General features: G+C 47.4%; 19 protein-coding genes and 1 CRISPR repeat array. Of the genes, 3 read left to right on the top strand and 16 right to left on the bottom strand.

Translation table 11 applies throughout. The features are described from left to right. Window positions 1–198: 198 nt before the first annotated feature. The 7 genes from FC82_RS11050 to FC82_RS11020 all read right to left on the bottom strand — a co-directional run bounded on the left by FC82_RS11050 (window position 199) and on the right by FC82_RS11020 (window position 9369). Entirely contained in the window at window positions 199–888 is a 690-nt protein-coding gene (locus FC82_RS11050; protein ID WP_162260946.1) for a hypothetical protein, read from the bottom strand. Window positions 889–1126: 238 nt separating this feature from the next. Then, window positions 1127–1969, bottom strand: coding sequence for an ethanolamine utilization protein EutJ (eutJ, locus tag FC82_RS11045; protein ID WP_056997023.1), 843 nt, complete (start codon window positions 1967–1969; stop codon window positions 1127–1129). A gap of 505 nt (window positions 1970–2474) precedes the next feature. Beyond that, window positions 2475–3052: direct repeats of the CRISPR family, unit length 29 nt; unit sequence GGGATCACCCCCGCACACGCGGGGAATAC. A gap of 83 nt (window positions 3053–3135) precedes the next feature. After that, complete coding sequence (locus FC82_RS11040) at window positions 3136–4443, bottom strand: nucleobase:cation symporter-2 family protein (RefSeq protein ID WP_156405147.1); 1308 nt, start codon at window positions 4441–4443, stop codon at window positions 3136–3138. A 95-nt stretch (window positions 4444–4538) separates the two neighbouring features. Beyond that, window positions 4539–4871 carry a PTS lactose/cellobiose transporter subunit IIA gene (locus FC82_RS11035; protein WP_056997021.1) on the bottom strand — a complete coding sequence of 111 codons (333 nt, stop codon included), beginning with the start codon at window positions 4869–4871 and terminating at the stop codon, window positions 4539–4541. A gap of 196 nt (window positions 4872–5067) precedes the next feature. After that, window positions 5068–6189 (bottom strand): NAD(P)-dependent alcohol dehydrogenase, encoded by a 1122-nt coding sequence (locus FC82_RS11030; protein ID WP_056997020.1) that lies wholly within the window; start codon window positions 6187–6189, stop codon window positions 5068–5070. Between the two features lie 423 nt (window positions 6190–6612). Continuing rightward, window positions 6613–8022, bottom strand: coding sequence for an NAD-dependent succinate-semialdehyde dehydrogenase (locus FC82_RS11025; RefSeq protein ID WP_056997019.1), 1410 nt, complete (start codon window positions 8020–8022; stop codon window positions 6613–6615). A 717-nt stretch (window positions 8023–8739) separates the two neighbouring features. Beyond that, window positions 8740–9369 carry an LbetaH domain-containing protein gene (locus FC82_RS11020; RefSeq protein ID WP_054761636.1) on the bottom strand — a complete coding sequence of 210 codons (630 nt, stop codon included), beginning with the start codon at window positions 9367–9369 and terminating at the stop codon, window positions 8740–8742. A gap of 77 nt (window positions 9370–9446) precedes the next feature. Between FC82_RS11020 and FC82_RS11015 the strand changes: the two genes are divergently transcribed. Both FC82_RS11015 and FC82_RS11010 read left to right on the top strand, forming a co-directional pair. Then, on the top strand, window positions 9447–10628 hold the full coding sequence (locus FC82_RS11015; protein ID WP_054761632.1) for an NAD(P)-dependent oxidoreductase: 1182 nt from the start codon (window positions 9447–9449) through the stop codon (window positions 10626–10628). A gap of 550 nt (window positions 10629–11178) precedes the next feature. Further along, window positions 11179–11802, top strand: coding sequence for a DedA family protein (locus FC82_RS11010; RefSeq protein WP_054761624.1), 624 nt, complete (start codon window positions 11179–11181; stop codon window positions 11800–11802). Between the two features lie 335 nt (window positions 11803–12137). Here FC82_RS11010 and FC82_RS11005 read toward each other — a convergent pair whose 3' ends face one another. Further along, window positions 12138–13220, bottom strand: coding sequence for a GntR family transcriptional regulator (locus FC82_RS11005; protein ID WP_054761622.1), 1083 nt, complete (start codon window positions 13218–13220; stop codon window positions 12138–12140). Between the two features lie 203 nt (window positions 13221–13423). Here FC82_RS11005 and FC82_RS11000 point away from each other — a divergent pair, with 203 nt between their 5' ends. Beyond that, the gene (locus FC82_RS11000) at window positions 13424–14452 is read left to right on the top strand and encodes an aldose epimerase family protein (RefSeq protein ID WP_054761621.1); all 1029 of its coding nucleotides are present in this window, start codon (window positions 13424–13426) and stop codon (window positions 14450–14452) included. 158 nt (window positions 14453–14610) lie between these two features. Here FC82_RS11000 and FC82_RS10995 read toward each other — a convergent pair whose 3' ends face one another. From FC82_RS10995 to hisB, 8 genes are all read right to left on the bottom strand, one after another. Further along, the gene (locus FC82_RS10995) at window positions 14611–15420 is read right to left on the bottom strand and encodes an AraC family transcriptional regulator (protein ID WP_056997018.1); all 810 of its coding nucleotides are present in this window, start codon (window positions 15418–15420) and stop codon (window positions 14611–14613) included. A gap of 347 nt (window positions 15421–15767) precedes the next feature. Then, window positions 15768–16841, bottom strand: coding sequence for a histidinol-phosphate transaminase (gene hisC / locus FC82_RS10990; RefSeq protein WP_056997017.1), 1074 nt, complete (start codon window positions 16839–16841; stop codon window positions 15768–15770). A gap of 24 nt (window positions 16842–16865) precedes the next feature. Beyond that, on the bottom strand, window positions 16866–17186 hold the full coding sequence (hisE, locus tag FC82_RS10985; RefSeq protein ID WP_054761614.1) for a phosphoribosyl-ATP diphosphatase: 321 nt from the start codon (window positions 17184–17186) through the stop codon (window positions 16866–16868). A 2-nt stretch (window positions 17187–17188) separates the two neighbouring features. Next, a complete protein-coding gene (hisI, locus tag FC82_RS10980) occupies window positions 17189–17521 on the bottom strand; it encodes a phosphoribosyl-AMP cyclohydrolase (RefSeq protein WP_054761612.1) in 333 nt (110 codons plus the stop codon). Next, a complete protein-coding gene (hisF, locus tag FC82_RS10975; protein WP_054761611.1) occupies window positions 17518–18276 on the bottom strand; it encodes an imidazole glycerol phosphate synthase subunit HisF in 759 nt (252 codons plus the stop codon). The genes hisI and hisF overlap by 4 nt, the downstream gene beginning before the upstream one ends. Beyond that, a complete protein-coding gene (hisA, locus tag FC82_RS10970; protein WP_056997016.1) occupies window positions 18266–18994 on the bottom strand; it encodes a 1-(5-phosphoribosyl)-5-[(5-phosphoribosylamino)methylideneamino]imidazole-4-carboxamide isomerase in 729 nt (242 codons plus the stop codon). The genes hisF and hisA overlap by 11 nt, the downstream gene beginning before the upstream one ends. Further along, window positions 18972–19598 (bottom strand): imidazole glycerol phosphate synthase subunit HisH, encoded by a 627-nt coding sequence (gene hisH / locus FC82_RS10965; RefSeq protein WP_054761609.1) that lies wholly within the window; start codon window positions 19596–19598, stop codon window positions 18972–18974. Before hisH ends, hisA begins: the two co-directional genes overlap by 23 nt. Beyond that, window positions 19599–20183 carry an imidazoleglycerol-phosphate dehydratase HisB gene (gene hisB, locus FC82_RS10960; protein WP_056987243.1) on the bottom strand — a complete coding sequence of 195 codons (585 nt, stop codon included), beginning with the start codon at window positions 20181–20183 and terminating at the stop codon, window positions 19599–19601. It lies immediately after the preceding gene. Window positions 20184–20443 lie beyond the last annotated feature (260 nt).

The raw sequence follows: 20443 nt of genomic DNA, 5'->3' as shown, positions 1-20443 counted from the left end.
AGACCAATCATTGGAATAGGTCATTAACTGTTGCACTTGATTTGACACTTCGGGAAAAAAACATCTAACAATTGCGAACTGCTTTTAAAAGAGAGCCACTTATATGACCATACGGTGGTCCATTTGTTGCACGTTCAAGTAGCTGCTCCGTGTGGGACGCACTGAATACAATTCTTTTTGAAAATCGTGATTTTTGTCTCAGTCCCTGTCCCGATCACGTTCGCCTTCAATCTCCCCCAGGATGTACCCTTCATCAAACTCACCATCCGCATCCCGGCGATCTTCATCCAGCTCACCATCATCATCGTAGTCATCATAATCTTCATCGTTAGCGTCAAACGGATCAGCATCCGTCTCATTCTCTGCATCGCACCGTCCTTTCTCATAGGCATCTTGTAAACGATCATCGTCGCTCTCCGCGTCATTCAAATGATACTCAGGATTATCAACGGAAAAATTATCAAACCATTTCTGCGTTTCGGCGTCCATGATGGGGTGCCATTCCTTTGACTTATTGTCCGCTGATTGAGGCTGCTTGTCGGGTGAATCAACTGCCGCATGCTTTAATTTGGGCTCATTCTCTACTGCAACTTCCTTTTTTTCAGCCGTTTCATGTTCAGACTTCTGTGCGTTCTGCGCCTTATCACCCAAATTGCTGGTACCACCCCCACGGTCATCATCTGGCACACCACCCTGATGGCCATGATTTCGCCGCGTCCGCAAATACAGTACAACGATACCCACGGTGGCCAGTCCTAGTCCTAGGGCACCAAAGATACGCCAAAACACCTTAACCAGAAAGAAAATAAAAAATAACCAACCGCCATAGAATGCCCAGCCACGTTTCGGCTTCGGCTTTTTTGCCTGGTTATGTTGCTGATCATCCATCATCAAAAGACCCCCTACAGGTAATAATTGACTTGTCTTGTTTATCCCAAGTATACCGAACTTTACCGTAATTGGAAAACCTGAAAACGTGAAATAATTGTCAGTAAAAGGCAGCCACGCAGCGTATCTCAACGTGACTGGACTGAGCAACATCAGACAAATGCCCGCCACAACGCTGCCAGAAAACTACAAAGGTGCTCACCAGCCAAAGCGGCCAGTAAGCACCCGATTGTTTCAATTATTCATGATCATACATTGCAATACCCAGCGGTGTCACAAATTGCGGAAAGTCGGGCTTATATGCCGGCATACTCAAGGTCTTCGCAAACGTCGGAATGAAATCCTCAAAATTGATCGCCCCACCCACGACGATGACTGGTTCAACCACCGGCACGTTCGGCCCGTGCTTCGTAATCGTGGCCATCTTTTCAACCACAGGTTTAATCGTACCAAAAATTTCCTTCTCTCGCTTCGGATCACGCTTCAGCAGTTCAGCAGCCTCGTTATCGATGTGGTTTGCACCGCCCAGCACCAGCGTCATGTGAAATCCGCCAGTTGGTTCGTCCATCACGTCAATCAGCTTACCGGCCTTGAAGATACTGATGCCAGTTGTCCCACCACCGATATCAACAACGGTACCGTCCTTCATATTCAAAAATTTCGCCGCTGCGGTTGGTTCATCGACCACTGCATTGCAAATGAACTCAGCAGACTCAATCACATTTTGGACAATTTTTGCGGCACCGTCACCCGTTTGCGGTGGAATGGCACCGCACGCGGTTGTCAGCTCAACTCCAAGAATCTCTTCAGCCTTAGCCTTCAGCCGTTTCAGGATGCTGACGGACTCCATGTAATTCACGACGATACCATCCCGTACCGCGTGATCATATTCAAATGCCCCATAGATTGGTGTGTCACCCTGATCCAATACTGTCAGCACAATCGAGGATGTCCCAAGGTCGACGCCACACTTGAAAGTCTCGCCCTTCTTTGCCTTCCGCATTGGTTTGTCGCCGTTAACAACCTTGTCAAAAGCGTCTAATTTCTCGTTTGCAATGTCAAGATTTGATTTTTTCTTCATAGCCGTCTCCCTTGTTTTTACGTTTGTTTTCTTGAATTTATTAACCGACATTCTGATTTCCTACTTTTCTTTCAGGTTAGCTGCAACCACCATTTATGAGAATGTTGCCCGGTTAGCATGCGTTTACATTTATTATTAATTCAAAATGACTCAATTGTCCTGATAATTTTTAGGCTTACTCGATGATAAGTAAAACCTATACAACTAAATTTTACCATTCTTGACTAACACTTATTTTACTGTAACTATGAAAATATAATGCGCTTACATGGTTTATGAAACAAAAGAGCCACTACAAAAAAGAGAACTCGTCAATCGACAAGTTCTCTTTTTTTGTACTAAACCTTTTAGTACCTTTTCTTTTTTAATTAAAACAAGCACCTCTGTAAGTGCAGGGAATACAGAAAGCAGTCCATTGAAACCGATGGCGGAATTCAAGGGGCATGGGTTACCCCCGCATATACGGGGAATACTACGCACCAGGTATCGTCAAGGCACCGATGATCAGATCACCCCCGCACACGCGGGGAATACTGCAGGCTTTAAACGGTGTTGGCGACAAGATTAGGATCACCCCCGCACACGCGGGGAATACGGAAGCTTTAGGCTTTTCCCAAATCCAGTCATAGGATCACCCCCGCACACGCGGGGAATACTCGTATCCGATGTTGAAGTAGTGACGTTTGGCGGGATCACCCCCGCACACGCGGGGAATACCCTTTTTCTCGGAAGCGTGAAAACTACCACAGGGGATCACCCCCGCACACGCGGGGAATACGTCGATACCAGTACCACCACAGGAAAGTTTATGGGATCACCCCCGCACACGCGGGGAATACTCATGTGAGCACGCTTTCGGGAAGTGCCCGCGGGGATCACCCCCGCACACGCGGGGAATACACAATCTAAGGCTTGTTCCCAGAAGTGCGCCTAGGATCACCCCCGCACACGCGGGGAATACACTTGTCCTAAGTAGTTTTGTGGCTGGTGGCCGGGATCACCCCCGCACACGCGGGGAATACAAGAAGACAATTGCCAACAGCAAGCATTATCTAGGATCACCCCCGCACACGCGGGGAATACACTAAACAAATCCCATTAAACCGGCATCCAATAATTAGAAAGTCCCTCATTTTTATGACTTGATAATCTCACATACTTCAAATTTATGATTTTTCTTCTTCCACTTTGTTTTTCAAAGAAGTATTATTCAGCAACAAGTTCAAAATAACCGCCGTAAAGCTCCCAACAACCATCCCGTTACTCAGGATAGTCTGAACTTCGGTAGGCAGGAACTGGAACAAAGTTGGTTCAGTCGTCACACCCAAACCAAGGCCAATCGAAACAGCAATAATGAGCATGTTTTTGTTATTCAACTCAACCTTCAACAGCATCTTGATGCCTTGCGCACCCACCATACCAAACATAACCAGCATGGCGCCACCAAGAACTGAAGATGGGATTAGAGTTGCAATCGCACCAAACTTCGGAATCAGGCCAAGTAACAGCAGCAAGAAAGCTGAGTAGTAAACGGGGCGTAATTTCTTGATGCCTGACAACTGCACGATACCAACGTTTTGGGAGAACGTTGAGTAGGGGAACGTGTTAAAGATGCCGCCGAAAATCGCTGCGATACCTTCAGACCGGTACCCATGTTTCAAATCAGTATTATCCAGGTTGCGACCGAGAATGTCAGCCAGCGCGTAGTACACACCCGTCGATTCGATCATACAGGTGATGGCCGCGAGAATCATGGTCGCAATCGACGACCATTCAAACTTAGGAACGCCAAAGTAGAACAGTTGCGGTAATTGGAACCAGTGAGCAGCTGAAACTGACGCGAACCCGATTTTTCCCATACCGATGGCTAATAGCGTACCGACCACGATCCCAATCAAAACAGAAATTTGTTTCAGGAACCCACGACCCCAAATATTAATGGCAATAATAATCAGCGCAGTCGCAAACCCAAGAATTAAATTGCTCGGTGTCCCGAAACTCTTCGCCGTGCTGTCGCCGCCACCGAGGTCTTGGAAGGCAACCGGAATCAGCGTAAATCCAATCAGCGTGATCAGTGACCCAGTCACAACTGGCGGGAAGAACCGGCGCAGGTTAGCAAAAATACCAGCTACCAGAAAAATAAAAATACCGGCCGAGATGATCCCACCATACATATACGCCCAACCGAAGTGTTTGCCAATGCTTTGCAGCGGTGCGACATATTCGACGGCACACCCCAAAACAACGGGCAGACCAATACCAGTGATCGGTGTCCGCTTCAATTGCAGTAACGTGGCCACCCCACACATAAAAATATCCATGGAAACCAGATAGGTCATCTGGGCCGCGGTAAAGTGCAACGCGCCGCCAATCAGCAGTGGTACCAGGATGTCGCCAGAATACATGGCTAATAAGTGCTGAAATCCTAAAATCAAATTTTTTACAACAGAGCGGTCATTTTGCGTGTTCTCCAAGATTGTTCGACCCCTTATTCGTATTTTTTTAAATCAACAGAGAATAGTTTATCATTTAAACCTTCATCTCGCAATTTAATATTAACGATTAAGTGCTAATCTGTTGGATTGTTCGTGTTATCTAATCGCTTATACACATCGATAATTTCTTTTCCAAGGTCAATGGCCATCATCGCCATACTCAAATGATCCTGTGCGTGAACCATCAGCAGTGATGGCGCCAAGTCTTCACCAGATGCATCCGCCAACAGGTCTGTTTGTGCCTGGTGACCGGCCGCCAACTGCTGTTCTGCTTCCGTCATGTCATCAGCTGCAACCTGCATCTGCCCCGATTTGGCGGCCGTAATCGCCGCCATGGCCTGGGACTGCGCCTTACCTGATTTCAAGATGAGCTGCATGACAATTTTTTGTTCCTCATCTGCTGTCATATTGATTCCTCCAAATAGTATTTGACATTAACCGTAGCGCCGTTTTGCACGAAACGCAATCCTATTTTAGACATTTGTGGCATCAATGTCTAATAATGGACTTACAATATATAGACGCAAAAAAGTGCCTAAATCGTTTAAACGACCTAGGCACTTTTCAATTATTTAACGCTCAACTACCAATTGACATTAACCCTTATTTCCCTGGCTGATAATCATCATCAATGATCAGCACAGGCTTAATGGTCTTCCCTGAACGAGAATCAGCGTTGGCTTCATTAATTTCACTGAACTTGTAGAACTTTTCTGTCTTATCAAAGTCGAACATGCCCAACTTGTAGAATTCAATTAAGCGGGGAATGTCAACTTGAGGAATCGAATCCCCCATGTTAACACCGACAATCTTTCGGTCATCAACACACAAGTCGTTCCAAGTATCCAAATCGATGTGGTTAGGGGTGACGGCAATCGTTGCGGTCGTCCCACCCTGTGCCAAGACTTGAATTGAGTCCTGCATCACTTTTGTGACACCGGTCGTATCAACTGCCCAGTTAACACCATAGCCGCCAGTGAGCTTCTTAACGGCTTCAACAACGTCTTCGTTCTTACTGTTAATGGTATCCGTTGCGCCCAATTCCTTGGCGAGATCCAACCGAGAGTCGACGATATCGATTCCGATAACCTTTGTACAACCAGAAATCCGGCCAGCCATCATAGCAGCCAAGCCCACGGCACCAGTCCCGAACACGGCAATGGTATCGCCAGGCTTTGGCTTTAACGTGTTCAACACAGTCCCAGAACCAGTGACGTAACCACAACCCAGCGGGCCGAGTTTCCGTAAATCAAGGGCCTTGTCAACTTTAACAACGTTCCGTTCACGAACAACTGTAGTTGACGTGAATGAACTTTGGTCAAACATATCAGCAATCTTCTTACCGTTTTCAGTAAAGTGAGCTGAGCCATCTGGCCGCACACCTGAAAGGTTGTTGGCAGCGTAGTTTTCACACTGGGTCGGCACCCCACTCAGACAACTCTTACAGTTTCCACAAGCGTAAAAGCTCAAGACCACGTTATCACCAGGTTTTACCTGGGTAACTTCTGGCCCTACTTTTTCAACGATCCCGGAACCTTCATGCCCTAAAACAATTGGGTAGTCAATTACGGCATCCCCGATACGGAGAGCTTCATCAGAGTGGCAGATCCCACTGGCGACCATGTGCACCTGCACATCATCCGGTCCCATTTCGGCTAATTCAATATCGTCACGAATCTCGAAATCAGCGCTTTGCTTATCAACAACGGCTGCTTTAATTTTCATAAAAAAACACCCTTTCAGTATGTTAGTTACAAGATTATTATTGCACAAACTTTCAGAAAAAGTAAGCGGTTTCAAATGTTTTTATCAGTATAATTTGGTCCTGCTTGGTGAGCTGTCCCAGAACCGCATGACTGTGGGATTCTCTGGGTTGGTTTTCCGTAAATATTCAAGGAACCTGTGGCAAAAGTACAGTAATTTTCTGAAAGTATCTTCCGAAGATTGCGCTATTTCTCATTTGAAGCATCAATCGATTAAAAATATGCCCCCGTTTATTACCAGATTTTAAATTAAGAATCAGGCGCAGACATTTTGATTACTGCCGGATTCGAACGCCATGCGCGACACAAAAAAGAGCGCCCAGCACGCACTTGCTGGACGCCCCATGTTTCTTAAAGGAGGATGTTACTTATTGTGACCTATTCTTTAAACGAACCCGCCAAACGTGTTATCCATGTCGACGTAATCCTTTTCGTTAACCATGACCATTTCTGGGTTGACGAAGGTTTCGATACCCAACTTACCCAGTTCACGACCATAGCCGGAGTTCTTGATCCCCCCAAATGGCAGTTCTGGAACTGTCCCGCCAAAGTTGTTAACGAAGACCATCCCAGTTTCAACCTTGCCAGCGACTTCTGCAGCGTGATTTGGGTCGCCGCCGAAGACAATGCCGCCTAAGCCGTAGTTAGAATCGTTAGCCAAATCGATGGCTGCCTGTTCATCCTTAACCTTGTAAATTTGACCAACGGGGCCGAAAAATTCGGTCCAGTAAGCTGAGTTATCGCGGTCAATGTCAGTCAGGATGATAGGTTCAAAGAAGTTGTTATCCATGTTTTCGTTCAATTTGCCAAATGCTAACGTTGCGCCATCATCTAAGGCTGCGTGGACTTTCTCAAGCAAACCAGCCTTGGCCTTGTTAGTGCTTAATGGTGCCAAAGTTGTGTTTGAATCCAGTGGATCGCCAACCTTAGCCTTAGCAAAGGCATCCTTCATCATCTGTAAGACTTTATCGTAATTCTTTTCGGTAACGATAAACCGTTTGGATGATGTGCAGACTTGACCAGCGTTGTAAAGACGCGCCTGGCCAATGATCTTGTTGACTTCATCAAGATTGGTGTCGTCCAAAATAATGAATGGATCGCTCCCGCCTAATTCCAATGAACTCTTTTTCAAGTTCCGGCCAGCTTCGGCAGCGATTTCTTTACCGGCACGTTCTGAACCAGTCAAAGCAACTCCTTGTACCCGCATGTCAGCAATAATCTTGTTCACTTGGTCATAGTTGATAAACAAGTTTACGCAAGATCCTTCTGGGGCGCCAGCTTCTCTAACAGCCGCTTCAAAGGCAACTGCTGAGCCCGGCGTGTTGCTAGCGTGTTTGTATAATAGTGGGTTCCCAACCAAAAAGTTCGGCGCGAATACCCGCATCATCTGATAGAATGGGAAGTTCCATGGTTCAACGGCCATAACGACCCCCATCGAATGGTTTTCAACGTGCGCGTAACCCATCACTGTTTCGATGGGTTGTTTTTCCAGAAAACGTTCGCCTTGGGTTGCGTAATATTCAGCAATGGCCGCACAAATAGCGACTTCACCCTGAGCTTCTGTAAATAGCTTTCCCATGTCTTCCACTAAAACGCGGGCAAGTTCGTCAGTGTGATCGGTAAAGTATTGAGAAACCTGGTGCAAAATCTTTGCCCGATCCTCAATTGGTTCGTTACGCCACTTTTTATAAAGGGCATGTGCTTTCGTTAATGCGTCTTCAACATACGCATCATCGTGATTTTCATAAGTTTTAACAACTTTGTTCGTAAACGGATTGATTGTTTGGTAAGCCATTGGGTTGCTTCCTTTCTCTCGTGAAATTATCTAGGTTACCATTTGTAACCGTTGCCAATAGTATAGAAGCATAGATTGATAAAATCAACAGGAAAGCATGTGGCAGTAGTGTGTTCAGATTCACAAAGTACGCAAACTTTAAAATGGTATAGTCATATTTCAAACGGTTGTCTTGAAAATTTCTCCGGCATTGTTTGAGGTGGTTAATGAAAGCTGAGGATGTTTCAAGTGATGGAAAGTACATGGCAGAAAAATTTCACGGAATTAATTTTCACTGCTGCTTTCATCTTATATTTCATTCACGTTTGGCGTTAGATGAGTGCTGTTTTTTGGGGTGGGCGGTTGTTGATACTTGTTGTGAGCGTCTTACACTTTATCTACAGGCTTGCCACATGGCTCAATGTGGTCGGAATCGCATTTTTGTGTGAGTGACGGGCGCGATTTTTTTTGTAAAAGAGCAATTCAAACCATGGATTAATAGCCTCGATCCTAAGTGGGTCACAGAAGGAAAAGGAGTTGCACCTAATAAACTTCAGATTCTAACCGCCACGGTTTCACACGCTACAAAAAAACGCTCTCTCAATGAGAAAGCGCAACATTTAAAAGTGCAACGATATCACGCGTCCATGATATCCACAGCCTCGACGGCTCTACAACTTTAAGACAGTCGCATTTATGACTTATTTAAAGCATGTAGACAAACTCGGAGCCCCTTTTTTATTTCCGGTGCAAATGTTTAGCCACAAATTCATCAATTGGCAGCCGGAAGTCATCGTAGTAGGTTTCCAACTCTTCGCGTGACCAGTCCCACCACTTGATCTCTTCTAAATCAGTCTTGATCTCATCTGGAAAACGGTCTTTGATCGGTTTTGCGGGCACGCCGCCGACAATCGTATATGGCTCAACGTCTTTCGTAACGACCGCACTGGATCCAATCACCGCACCATCGCCCACGTGCACGTCCGATTGGATAACTGCGCCATGTCCTATCCAAACATCGTTACCAATTTCCGTTTTTCGAATTTTGCGCCCACTTAAGAATTCTGTGTCAGGATTATCAAAACCGTAAGCAGCACCATTATAGGCGAAAATGTGCTGTGCAGGCCGGTCATAGGGATGATTCGTGGGGCCAATTCGAATCATCGCGGCCATACTGATAAACTTGTTTAACGTACTGTTTTGGATAAAGCAGAACTGACCAGTGTAAGTATAATCACCAATAGCACTGTTATCCAGATAGTTTTGTTCGCCAATTTCAACATATTGGCCAAACGTGATGTCCTTATGCTCACCGCCCTTGCCGATGACCGGTTCATCCTTGGAAAGTTTTACAAAATCAATGTGCATAGTGTCACTTCCTATTAAGATTGCGTTATGATATTTTTGACTATTATAAATCTTATTTTGGTGAAGAGGGCGAAAATATGTTTCAAATTAAAACTTTAGACGCTTTTGACGTTACTGGCTTTGCCGGGGACGCCTTTCGGTTAACGGAATCTGATACACCAGACGCTGTTTTGGTTCGAAGTACGAAAGTACCTGATGAACTGATTTCAGAACATCTGCTACTAGTGGCGCGTTCGGGTATTGGCACAAATACGATTAATGTCGATGCTTGTACTGCAAACGGAACGGCGGTTTTCAACACCCCGGGGGCCAATGCCAACGCGGTGAAAGAGCTTATCATTCAATGCTTGTTTTATTGTGGCCGACCGCTGTTTCCAGCGCTGTCTGCTACTCGTCAACTTCAGGCCGATAATCTGCAGGCCGCTGCTGAAGGCATCCGTAAATCGTTTGTCGGTCAGGAATTATATGGCAAAACGGTGGGGATTCTCGGTCTTGGCGCCATTGGGCAACGTCTGGCAAACGCCTGTTATCATCTGGGGATGCAAGTTCTCGGCTACAATCGCAGCTTCAAGAATCTTCAACACGTGCTTCAATTGGAAAACATCAACGACGTCCTAGAACAGGCTGATTTTGTCGTACTTTTATTGCCATTAAACGCGGAAACGACTCACATGATGAGCACGGCTCAATTCCGACTCATGAAAGACAGTGCCTTCCTATTAAATTTCGGGCGAGCTGAACTGGTCGATGATGACGCCGTAAAAGAGGGGCTCCATCAACGTCAGTTTGCCCACTACATTACAGACTTCCCGCAAAATGACTTGAAGGATGAACCACAGATCACCATGCTGCCTCATCTGGGTGGGAACACCAAGGAAGCCTTGTCAAACAGTGCCAACCTGACCCTTCAAAATACACTGGACTTCTTGGAAGCCGGCACTATCCGCTCGTCGGTCAACTTCCCGCCAGTCGACCTGCCGTTCACTAGTCCATACCGTTTCACTCTATTTTTCAAAACGCGAAATAACTTCTGGTCAGACGTATCAGATGTGCTGTACCATTTTGAACTGCCAATGCAGGAGATGATGGGCAACACCCGTGGCGAATATGGCTACACAGTGGTCAACACGACCATCAATAAACTAAATCAAGCTCCAGAGCAAGTTGAAACAATATTGGCCGCCCTTCACGGCATCCCGGGTATGATCCGCGTCCGCTTGCTGGCCAACCCTTCAGATTTGGTGACGACACCAATTTAAAGAGTGTGTAGCAAGGCAAGGGGCGAAAAAGCCCCCTGCCTTGTGGAACACGTTTCAGCTATCTAAAATAAACCCACATCGCAAAAACAACAAAAAACAAACGCCAAATTCCGGAAAAACATCTACCGCAGCACCCTAACTCCCGGACACGTTTCAACTATGTGAGGCTTAACCCAGAGCAACACCCACCTTAACCCAAAAAGCAAAAACTCAATCGTCAGCGCATGACCAGAGCATTCTGGCCGATTACATCGCGCAGAAAACCGTCACGGTAAAACTGGAGTCCAGCAAAACAACGTAGCGGTCAAGAACGCCCAATCACCACCCTCAAAGGTTTCAATAAAAAACTACACACAATCTGTCAGTAAAGAACGCCGACCCAGTCGTTAACGTTCTTTTGGCATTCCAAAACACTGCGTCCGCAAAAAAGAGAAATTTCTCACACCAATCCTTGCCATTTCCTTAAGACCCCGAAACCTGATTATCATTCATTGCGCCAATCATAGGTTTCCGGTACACTACCCCTAAGACATTCCTCAAGGGGGCCACTATGGATACGAACACCATCATGACACTCATTGACCAGTACGGTTATTTAGCAGTGGGCTTGCTCATTGCGTTAGAAAACATTTTTCCGCCGATTCCGTCAGAAATCATTCTCACCTTTACGGGGTTTGTGATTCTGTCCACCAGCATGACAATTCCTGGAGCTATTCTAGCAGCGACTGCCGGATCAGTTTTGGGCGCAATCATCCTGTACGGCATCGGAAGTATACTCACGGAAGAACGGCTTAATCGATTGCTTGCTACTCGAACAGGGCGGCTTTTACGTTTGAAACCAAGGGACGTCAACCGTGCTTTCAACTTTTTCCAACACCACGGCGGCAAGGCCATTTTCCTTGGCCGATTCATCCCAGTCGTGCGCAGTCTAATCTCGATTCCAGCTGGAATGGCTGAGTACCCACTACTGCGTTTCACACTATTGTCAGCCATTGGGACAGCCATTTGGAACACCGTCCTCATTTCCGCCGGATACCTAGCTGGTGACAATTGGCAAACAATTCTCACCACCATCGAATCGTTTAGCTCTGCCATCACCGTAATCGTGATTGCTGCCTTCTTTTTGGCTGGCTGCTATTACCTACGCAAGCGGCGGACAAAAACAACAAAATAAATCAAAAAAGCGCTCAGACAACCATCTTTGCTAAGCTGGTTGTCTGAACGCTTTTTGTATATTGTAGAAAACTGTTATGTTGCGTTTGTCGTTAGTGTACAGCGGTTGTTCATACCAGTGACAGCATCTCTGCTTTCCATCAGTCATTGGCGAGCCAACTAGCATATCAACGCTAACGGACCCTTATCTCCCTTTAATCATCCATGGTTAACATGTGATTATTTATATCATACACCAAAAGTGTTTGGAATAGGCTCCAGAATTCAAATTTATTAATGATTTTATCAGATTTTTAAACCATCCAAAACCGGCATTGCAATTTTGCAAAAAAGCACTCATTCAGCCCGCTTTGCAACTGATTTGCGAATAATCAATTCTGGGTCATACTGGATTGATTCAGCGGGTTCCTTGTTGATCATGGTCATCAGTAAGCGGGCGGCATCGTGCCCCATCCGTTCCTTTTCATGCGCGAGTGTTGTCAACGGCGGATCCATGTACCGACTCAAACTATAGTCGTCAAACCCGGTGATCGACACATCGCCCGGAATGGTCAGGTTCAGCGACTTGATCAGATCCATCACCTGAATGGCCAATTGGTCGTTATAGCAAACAATAGCGGTTGGTCGGCTCTCCGCCTTCAAATAGTCTTCAATCTGAGCCAAAACGTCCTTGATAGCATCCTTCGACTGGTACATCACGACATTAGACTTCAAAGCAATCGTCGGGTGTTGCTGGTACGCCTTAACAAAACCGTTCATCCGATTAACGCCCTGGGCATCGTCCACCTGAAATACGCCCAAAATACGCTCATGACCCTGGTTGATCAGATAATCGGTCAAAGTTACGAGCGCGCCCTCATCATCCGTTGTAACGGAGATTCCAGGCACTGAGTCATACTTAGCGTTAATGAATACAGTGGGCAAATGCAGTTCTTTGATCTTATCGTAAAGGTCCCGGTTTGGTGTGGCAATCGTGCTTTGAGTCGGTTCAATGATCAATCCGGCGACGTTGCTGTCCAGCATCGTGATCAGCGAGCGTCGTTCACGTTGCGGGTCGTTATGTGTGTTCGCCAGCAAGGTCGTATAACCGTTGTCAGAAATGATTTGGTCAGCCCCGCTGATAATGCTCGGGAAGATGTAGTCTGAGATGTGCGTGGAAACGATGCCGATCATCCGGTTATTCGTTTTCTCCTTGGCCTTGACGCTCTGCCAGTCGTTGACGTACATCCCGCCCCCCTGGATTCGGTATACAAGGTGTTCATTTTCTAGGTCGCCGATTGCCCGGCGCACCGTGTAGCGGCTGACGTCATATTTCGCCATTAACTCTGATTCGGTGGGCAGTTTCACCCCAATTGCGTATTCGCCGGAAAGGATCTTATCCTTGACCCCTTCCTCAACCATTTCATATTTTGCTTGCATGTTCAAAGCTCCGTCCCTTTATAATTGGTCTCTTCTGTGATTACAGTAACAATATAGCATACATTCCGCGGCCATTCATTTACCAATCAATTTTTCGGAAACTACTTGACTTTCCTGCCAATCAATATTAAATTCGAAAGCGTATTCAATTTTATTTATACGGACAACTCACACAAAATTTTGCCCAAGGAAGTGTTCAATTAATGAAAACAAACGAAGATGTATTCGACCAATATAATAATGAAGATGTCACCGCGTTTCACTTAGAAAACGACAATGGCGTACGGGCCACAGTCCTGAGCCAAGGCGGCATCATCCGTGAACTCAGCGTCCCGACCGATAAAGGGCAGCAAAATCTCCTGCTGGAATACCCGACCACCGCGGACTACTACAGTAATCCCTTCTACGTTAACATGATGATTGGCCCGGTCGCTGGTCGAATTAAAGACGCCAAGTTTGAAGTCAATGGTAAGATTACAACATTGAAGCCAAACGAAAATGGTAATGAATTACACAGTGGTGCCCACGGCTTCCATTCCGTTCAGTGGGAAGGCTACACCGAAACCGCTGATGACAAAGCGACACTGACCTTACATCACCGGTTCGAAGATCAGGAAGGCGGTTTCCCTGGCATGAACGTTAACGTTATCTACACGCTAACGAACGCCAACACCTTTACCGTACACTTTGAAGCTGAGACCAGCGCGCCAACCACGTTTAACCCAACCTACCATACCTACTTTAACCTCAACGGTGCCGCCAACATCCTTGACCACGATCTGCAGGTCAACGGCACACGTCACCTTGCAGTGGATCCTGAAAAAATTCCAACCGGCGACTTTATCGACAATGCCAACACGCCGTTTGACTTCGCCCAGACAACGCGTTTGGGTGATGCGATCGATGGCATGCAAAACACGGCAGAAAAAGGGTTTGACGACATTTACGAAGTTGTCCCAACAGGCGATGATCACGCTGTTGTGACCGTCAGCGACCCAGCCAGCAACCGGGCCGTGACTCTGCTGTCAAAGCGTAACGGTCTCATTGTCTTCACGGCTAACTCATTTACCAACGATATGAACCTCACCGTGGGTCAAGGAAAGCCGTACATGGGCGTTGCCCTGGAAGCTCAAAACCTATCAGATGCCACGCGCTTTGAGAACTTCGGCGATGTGACCCTGTTTCCTGGTGAAACTAAGAGTTATGAGATTGGGTACCACGTGAAATTCTAGCGTTGCGTAACCCCCATTTTTCATCGAGGAACAAAAGGCATCTGTCTCCAGAAAAGCGTTTCTATAATAAGTTATCTAGCAAAAAGGAGCCTCCCTCACAAGGGAGCGCTCCTTTTTATATGGTCACAAAAAAATTAAAAAATTTTATACTGACAAATCTATTCTTCAGGCATGGTAGCTTGTTCGCGATACTTAGAAGGCGACACGCCCGTATACTTTTTAAACGATGTTGAGAAGTAATAGATGTTTTGGAACCCAACTTCTAATGCAATATCCGCAATCGATAGATCAGTATCCAGTAACTGACGGCTTGCTTCCTCCATCCGGTACTGCATCAGGTATTCAGCAGGGGACAGGCCAACTGTTTGCCGTAAAACTTTCACCAAGTAAGTGCCGCGTTGTTCAAAGTGGTCACTCAGTGTTTTGCTGGTGATTTTATCCTGATAGTGATCCTTCAAAAAACGCTGAAGTGCCAAGGACAACTGTGTTAGTTTGTCCTGGGCGTTGTTTTGCGTCTGCAGGTGATCCAGCAACTTGATAAACAGCTGTTGCGTCTCGAAGAACCGATGTGACTCACAGTCGGTTGTTTCGCTGATCAATTCAGTGACCAGTTCGTAAATATCATCCGGTGACTTAATTGGCTGATATTGTCTTAAAAACAACGTTTGAACGGGGACCACGGGATGCAGCATCATCGATTTGATTGAATTTTTTGCCGGTGTCAGGCTGGCCTGCATCTTCCAATCACCCGCAACATAAAAAGTGATCCGGTCCACGCTGACCTTTTCGGATTGTGCCCACCACGAGTAACGGTGGCGTCCCGGTACTAGAATAAATAATTCGTTTTCGTGAACGACGGTCTCCACGCCATCCTGTATCAAAATCAGCTGTCCTTCGCGCACAAATGCGAAAACAAAGTATTCCGAATGAATTTGATTTACTTTGTGGCCCCCCAGTTCAAGACTCACATGATGTCCTTCAATAAAGGTGGGCAACGGTAAACAAGAGAGCGATAAGTAAGCGGATTGTGTCACAGAAATCTCCCCTTTCCTGACACGTATTAAACAGTAGAATATCTAGTTTTTATTTTATCATGAAATAAGCCAGTTTCACGCATTTAGCCCGAATATATGGCGATAAGTGGCGAATAGTGGCCATTTATGCAACACGTGATCAATAAATATTTACAAAAACCATTTAACATAGCGTGTTATTTCAGCAACGGCCCTCAACTGGTGGTGATCACTTAAAATTGTACACAAAAAAATGGTACCAAAGAAAATTGAAACCATCCTTAAATACCATTCGTTTAGTATTATTTTAGAAATCGGGCAATCAGCGTTTGCACTGCTTGGTTATCCTCTGGTCGACCAATTGTGACCCGCAACCAGTCATCACCCAGGCCAGTCCGTAACAGGTACCCGTTCTTCAACAAGTTCGCTGCCAGGGCATCCGCCTTACCAACTTTGAAGAAAATAAAATTAGCTTGTGATGAGTAGAAAGTCAGTCCCTGGTCATTCAGGAACTGCTCCCACTTATCTCGTTCAGCGGCCACGGCGGTCACGGTCTTGGAAACGAAATCCTGGTCTTGATAGGCAGCCGTGGCGGCCACTTCAGCGAAGGTGCTCAAATTGTACGGTAACCGTACGCGTTCGAGCTGGTTGCCCAATTGTGGTGACACAATGGCATAACCCACCCGAAAGTTGGCTAACCCATAGGCCTTTGAGAAGGTGCGCAACACAACGAGGTTAGCAAAGTCCTTCATCAACGTGATTGCTGATGGATCAGCCTCAGCCGTGGTGAAGTCAATGTAAGCTTCGTCCACGATAACGGTCACGGTGGCTGGCACCGTCTTCATAAAGGCAGCGATATCTTCCTTTGACACAAACGTCCCGGTTGGGTTGTTAGGGTTGCAGATCCAGATCATCCTTGTTTTCGGGGTGATGGCCTCCGTAAAGCTGCTTAAGTCAGTTACACCAGCTGCGTTCACCGAAACATCAACCATCTTGGCGCCTTCAACGACGGCGTTAAGCGCGTATTCGGAGAAGGTCGGTTCAGCCACGATCACTTCGTCACCGGGTTCCACCAGCGTCCGCGACAGCAGAGCCAGAATTTCGTCCAACCCATTCCCGAATACTAGGGCGTCTGCTGACACGTTTAACCGCGAAGCAATGGCATCCCGCAACGTTGTCATGTTGCTGTCAGGGTACCGGTTAGCCCCAGTGAACCCCCAGTTTGACAGGGCTTCAGCCACTTTGGGTGACGTCCCAAAAGCGTTTTCGTTAGCGGACAGGCGAACCAGTTTGCTGAGGCCCTCCCGCTGTTTTAAATCTTCTAGTGTGAGTTCCGGTGTGTACGGTTTTAAATCGGCAATGGCTTTTTTAACCATGTGTTCACCCATCCTTTCTGTGTTTTAGAGATCCTTGATATCGCGCCGTTCCTTGGTTTTGCTCATGAGACCCTCACGTTCAGCAAGTTCCTTTTTAACTTGGTCGGTGCTGATGCCGCGGTCGGCCATCAAAACGAGCACGTGATACGCCAAATCAGCGACTTCATACACGAATTCATCATCGCTGTCGTTCTTTGCAGCAACGACGACTTCGGTGGATTCTTCGCCGACCTTCTTCAAAATTTTATCCAAACCCTTAGTAAAGAGGTAGTCGGTGTACGACCCTTCCTTTGGGTTTTCTTTGCGTTGCAGAATCAGTTGGTAAAGTTCGTCTAAGTCTTGCATGGTTAATCCTCCTGTTGATCAAGTGTAATGTCGCGATAGAAACAGCTGGTGTGGCCGGTATGGCAAGCGGGTCCGGCGGGATTGACCCGCACAAGCAGTGTGTCTTCATCACAGTCGATTGAAATTGCGACAACGTCTTGGGTATTTCCAGAGGTTGCGCCTTTGTGCCAGAGTTCCTGACGGCTGCGAGACCAGAACCAGGTCTGTTTATCCTTAAGGGTCAGTTTATAGCTGTCTTCGTTCATGTAAGCCAGCATCAGCACTTGGCTGGTCTTGTCGTCCACAACGATGGTGGGCACAAGACCGTCGGCTGATTTCGTAAAATCAGGTTTCATCGTACGGTCACCCCGTTTGTGCGTAATTCTTGTTTAACATCGCTGATGGTCAGCTCACCAAAGTGGAATACTGAAGCGGCCAGCGCGGCGTCAACGTTAGTTTCTTTGAAAACATCGGTAAAATGCTGTAATTTCCCGCAGCCGCCTGAAGCGATGGTGGGCACCGCAACGGCGTCGCAGAGAGCCTGATACAGTTTGAGGTCGAACCCGGACTTGGTGCCATCCTTGTCCATGCTGGTCACGAGCAGTTCCCCCGCACCCTTGGCTACCCCTTCCTTGGCCCATTCGATAGCATCAAGGTCGGTGGCTTTGCGGCCACCGTTCGTGTATACAACGTAACGGTTGGTGGCTGGATCCCATTTCGTATCAATGGCGAGGACGATGCACTGGGCGCCAAACTTCTCGGCGCCGGCAGTGATCAGGTCCGGGGCGTTGACAGCAGCTGAGTTTACCGCCACCTTGTCTGCCCCGGCCTTCAACAGGCGCTGCATATCATCGATGGTGTGAATGCCGCCGCCAACGGTCAGCGGCATGAAGACCTGTGAGGCCACCTGTTCAATCGTGTCAACAATGGCCTTTCGCTTTTCGTTAGTGGCCGTGATGTCAAGGAAGACCAGTTCGTCTGCACCCTGTTTTTCATACGCTGCGGCGATTTCGACCGGGTCCCCGACATCCGTTAAGTTGACAAAGTTAACGCCTTTTTTGACCCGGCCGTGATCCACGTCCAGGCAGGGAATAATTCGCTTAGCTAACATCGGTGGCCACCTCCGCTAATGTGTCGAGCGGCAGGTCACCGGTGGCCATAGCGCGCCCGACGATGGCAGCCTTGATGCCGTTATCAGCAAGTGTTTTAAGGTCATCAACGGTGGTGACGCCACCGGAGGCAATCACAACGGCATCTGGGAACTTCTTTTGCAGTTCCGTCAGTTGTGCCGTGTTTGGGCCGCTCAACGTACCATCCTTAGTGATATCGGTGACGACAAAGTTCACAACACCAAACGCGACCATGGAAGACATGAGTGTGGCCATGGTCACATCGCTTTCTTCCAACCAGCCTGAAATAGCAACCCGACCATCCTTGCCGTCGATACCGACAACAATTTGGTCGTTACCAAACTGGGCGATTGCCTGCTGAACCAAGTCAGGATCGTTGAGGGCTGCCGAACCGAGAATGACCCGGTTCACACCGCTGGTCAGGTAGCCGTTGATCTGTGCCAGGGTGCGGATTCCGCCGCCAACTTCCACCTTCAGATTCGTGGAGCGGCATATCGTTTCAATTAACTTGCGGTTCACGGGTCGGCCGGTTTTCGCACCATCCAAATCGACAAGGTGCAGCCGTTGTAAGCCCGCTGCTTCGATTTGTTTTGCCTGTGCCACCGGGTCGTTGTCGATCAGGGTCGTTTGATCAAACTTTCCCTGGTACAACCGGACACTTTGCTGATCAATTAAATCAATTGCTGGAATAATTTGCATTTTCGATGACCTCCTTAAATGCCCGTAACCCGTTCAGACCGATCTGGCCGCTCTTTTCCGGGTGAAACTGCATCCCGATAACATTGTCGCGCCGCACGATACTTGGCAGCTTCACGCCGTAATCACAGGTTGCAAGAATATTTTCTGGTGCTGTCTTTACATAAAACGAATGAACAAAATAGGTCGACTCTTGGTCGAAACCGGCTGCTACCGGATCATTCTGGGTCACTGTGTTCAGGTTCCAACCCATGTGGGGCACCTTCACACCCAGGTCTTCAGGAATGGCGATTACATCGCCGGGAATCAGACCCAGACCAGCGTTCTCACCAAACTCAAACCCGCGGTCAAACAACAGTTGCATGCCCAGACAAATTCCCAGCATTGGGGTGCCCTTAGCAGCAACCTGTTGAATCACGTCCACCAACTGCCGTTCCCGCAGCGCGTCCATGGCTTTGCCAAAGGCGCCAACGCCGGGAAGAACCACACCGTCCGCTTGATTGATGACGGCTGGGTCGGCTGACAGGGTGTTTTCAATATTCAAATAGTCGAGGGCCTTCTTCACGTTTCTGGTGTTGCCCGTATCGTAGTCGATGATGACAATCATTTAAATGACCCCTTTCGTGGATGGCACGCCTTTAATTTCGGGATTAAGTGTCACGGCTGCACGGGTAGCGCGGCCGAGTGCCTTAAATAATGTTTCAATTTTGTGGTGTGTGTTGCGACCATAGAGCACCTCAGCGTGACAGTTTAACTCAGCATTGAAGGCAAAGGCTTGGAAAAAGTCTTCGGTGACCTCAGTGTCGTAATCCCCCAACTTGGGGTTGGTCAACTCAGCGTTAAACACCAGGTATGACCGGCCAGAAAGGTCAATGACTACCCGGCTTAACGTTTCGTCCAACGGGATCAAGGCTGAACCAAACCGTTCAATACCGGCCTTGTCGCCCAACGCTTCTTTAAGGGCCATCCCAAGGGCGATACCAACGTCTTCAGTGGTGTGGTGCGGGTCAACGTTTAAGTCGCCGTTTGCCTTGACCACCAGGCCAAACCGGCCGTGGCGGGCAAAGGCATCAAGCATGTGGTTGAAGAACCCAATGCCCGTATCAATATCAATGGTACTATAGTCATCCAGATTCAAACTCAACTTGATCTGGGTCTCTTTCGTGTTTCGTTCAATCGTTGCTTGACGCATATTGGGTTCCTCCTGATTTTGATTGTTTGGTAATTTTTTGTTTGTTGGTAATGTTTTTGATGGTGCCTTGTCGCCCCCCGTTTGCCGATTGCTGTTTTGATTTGTGGGTCTGATGGTGCGGGGAGTTGTTCGGTAGTGCAAGTGTTGCAATTTTCTGGTGTTTGAGTTTTCTGCAGGTTGGCCTTCTGCTGTTTGGGCTTTCTACTGTGTGGACTTTCTACTGTCCTCGAGCCGAAACGTGCTCCGCAAGGCAGGGGGCT

This window comes from Secundilactobacillus collinoides DSM 20515 = JCM 1123 (assembly GCF_001435975.1).
GTDB lineage: Bacteria > Bacillota > Bacilli > Lactobacillales > Lactobacillaceae > Secundilactobacillus > Secundilactobacillus collinoides.
The sequence above is the reverse complement of the archived record's forward strand: the minus strand, read 5'-3'. Positions and strand labels throughout refer to the sequence as shown.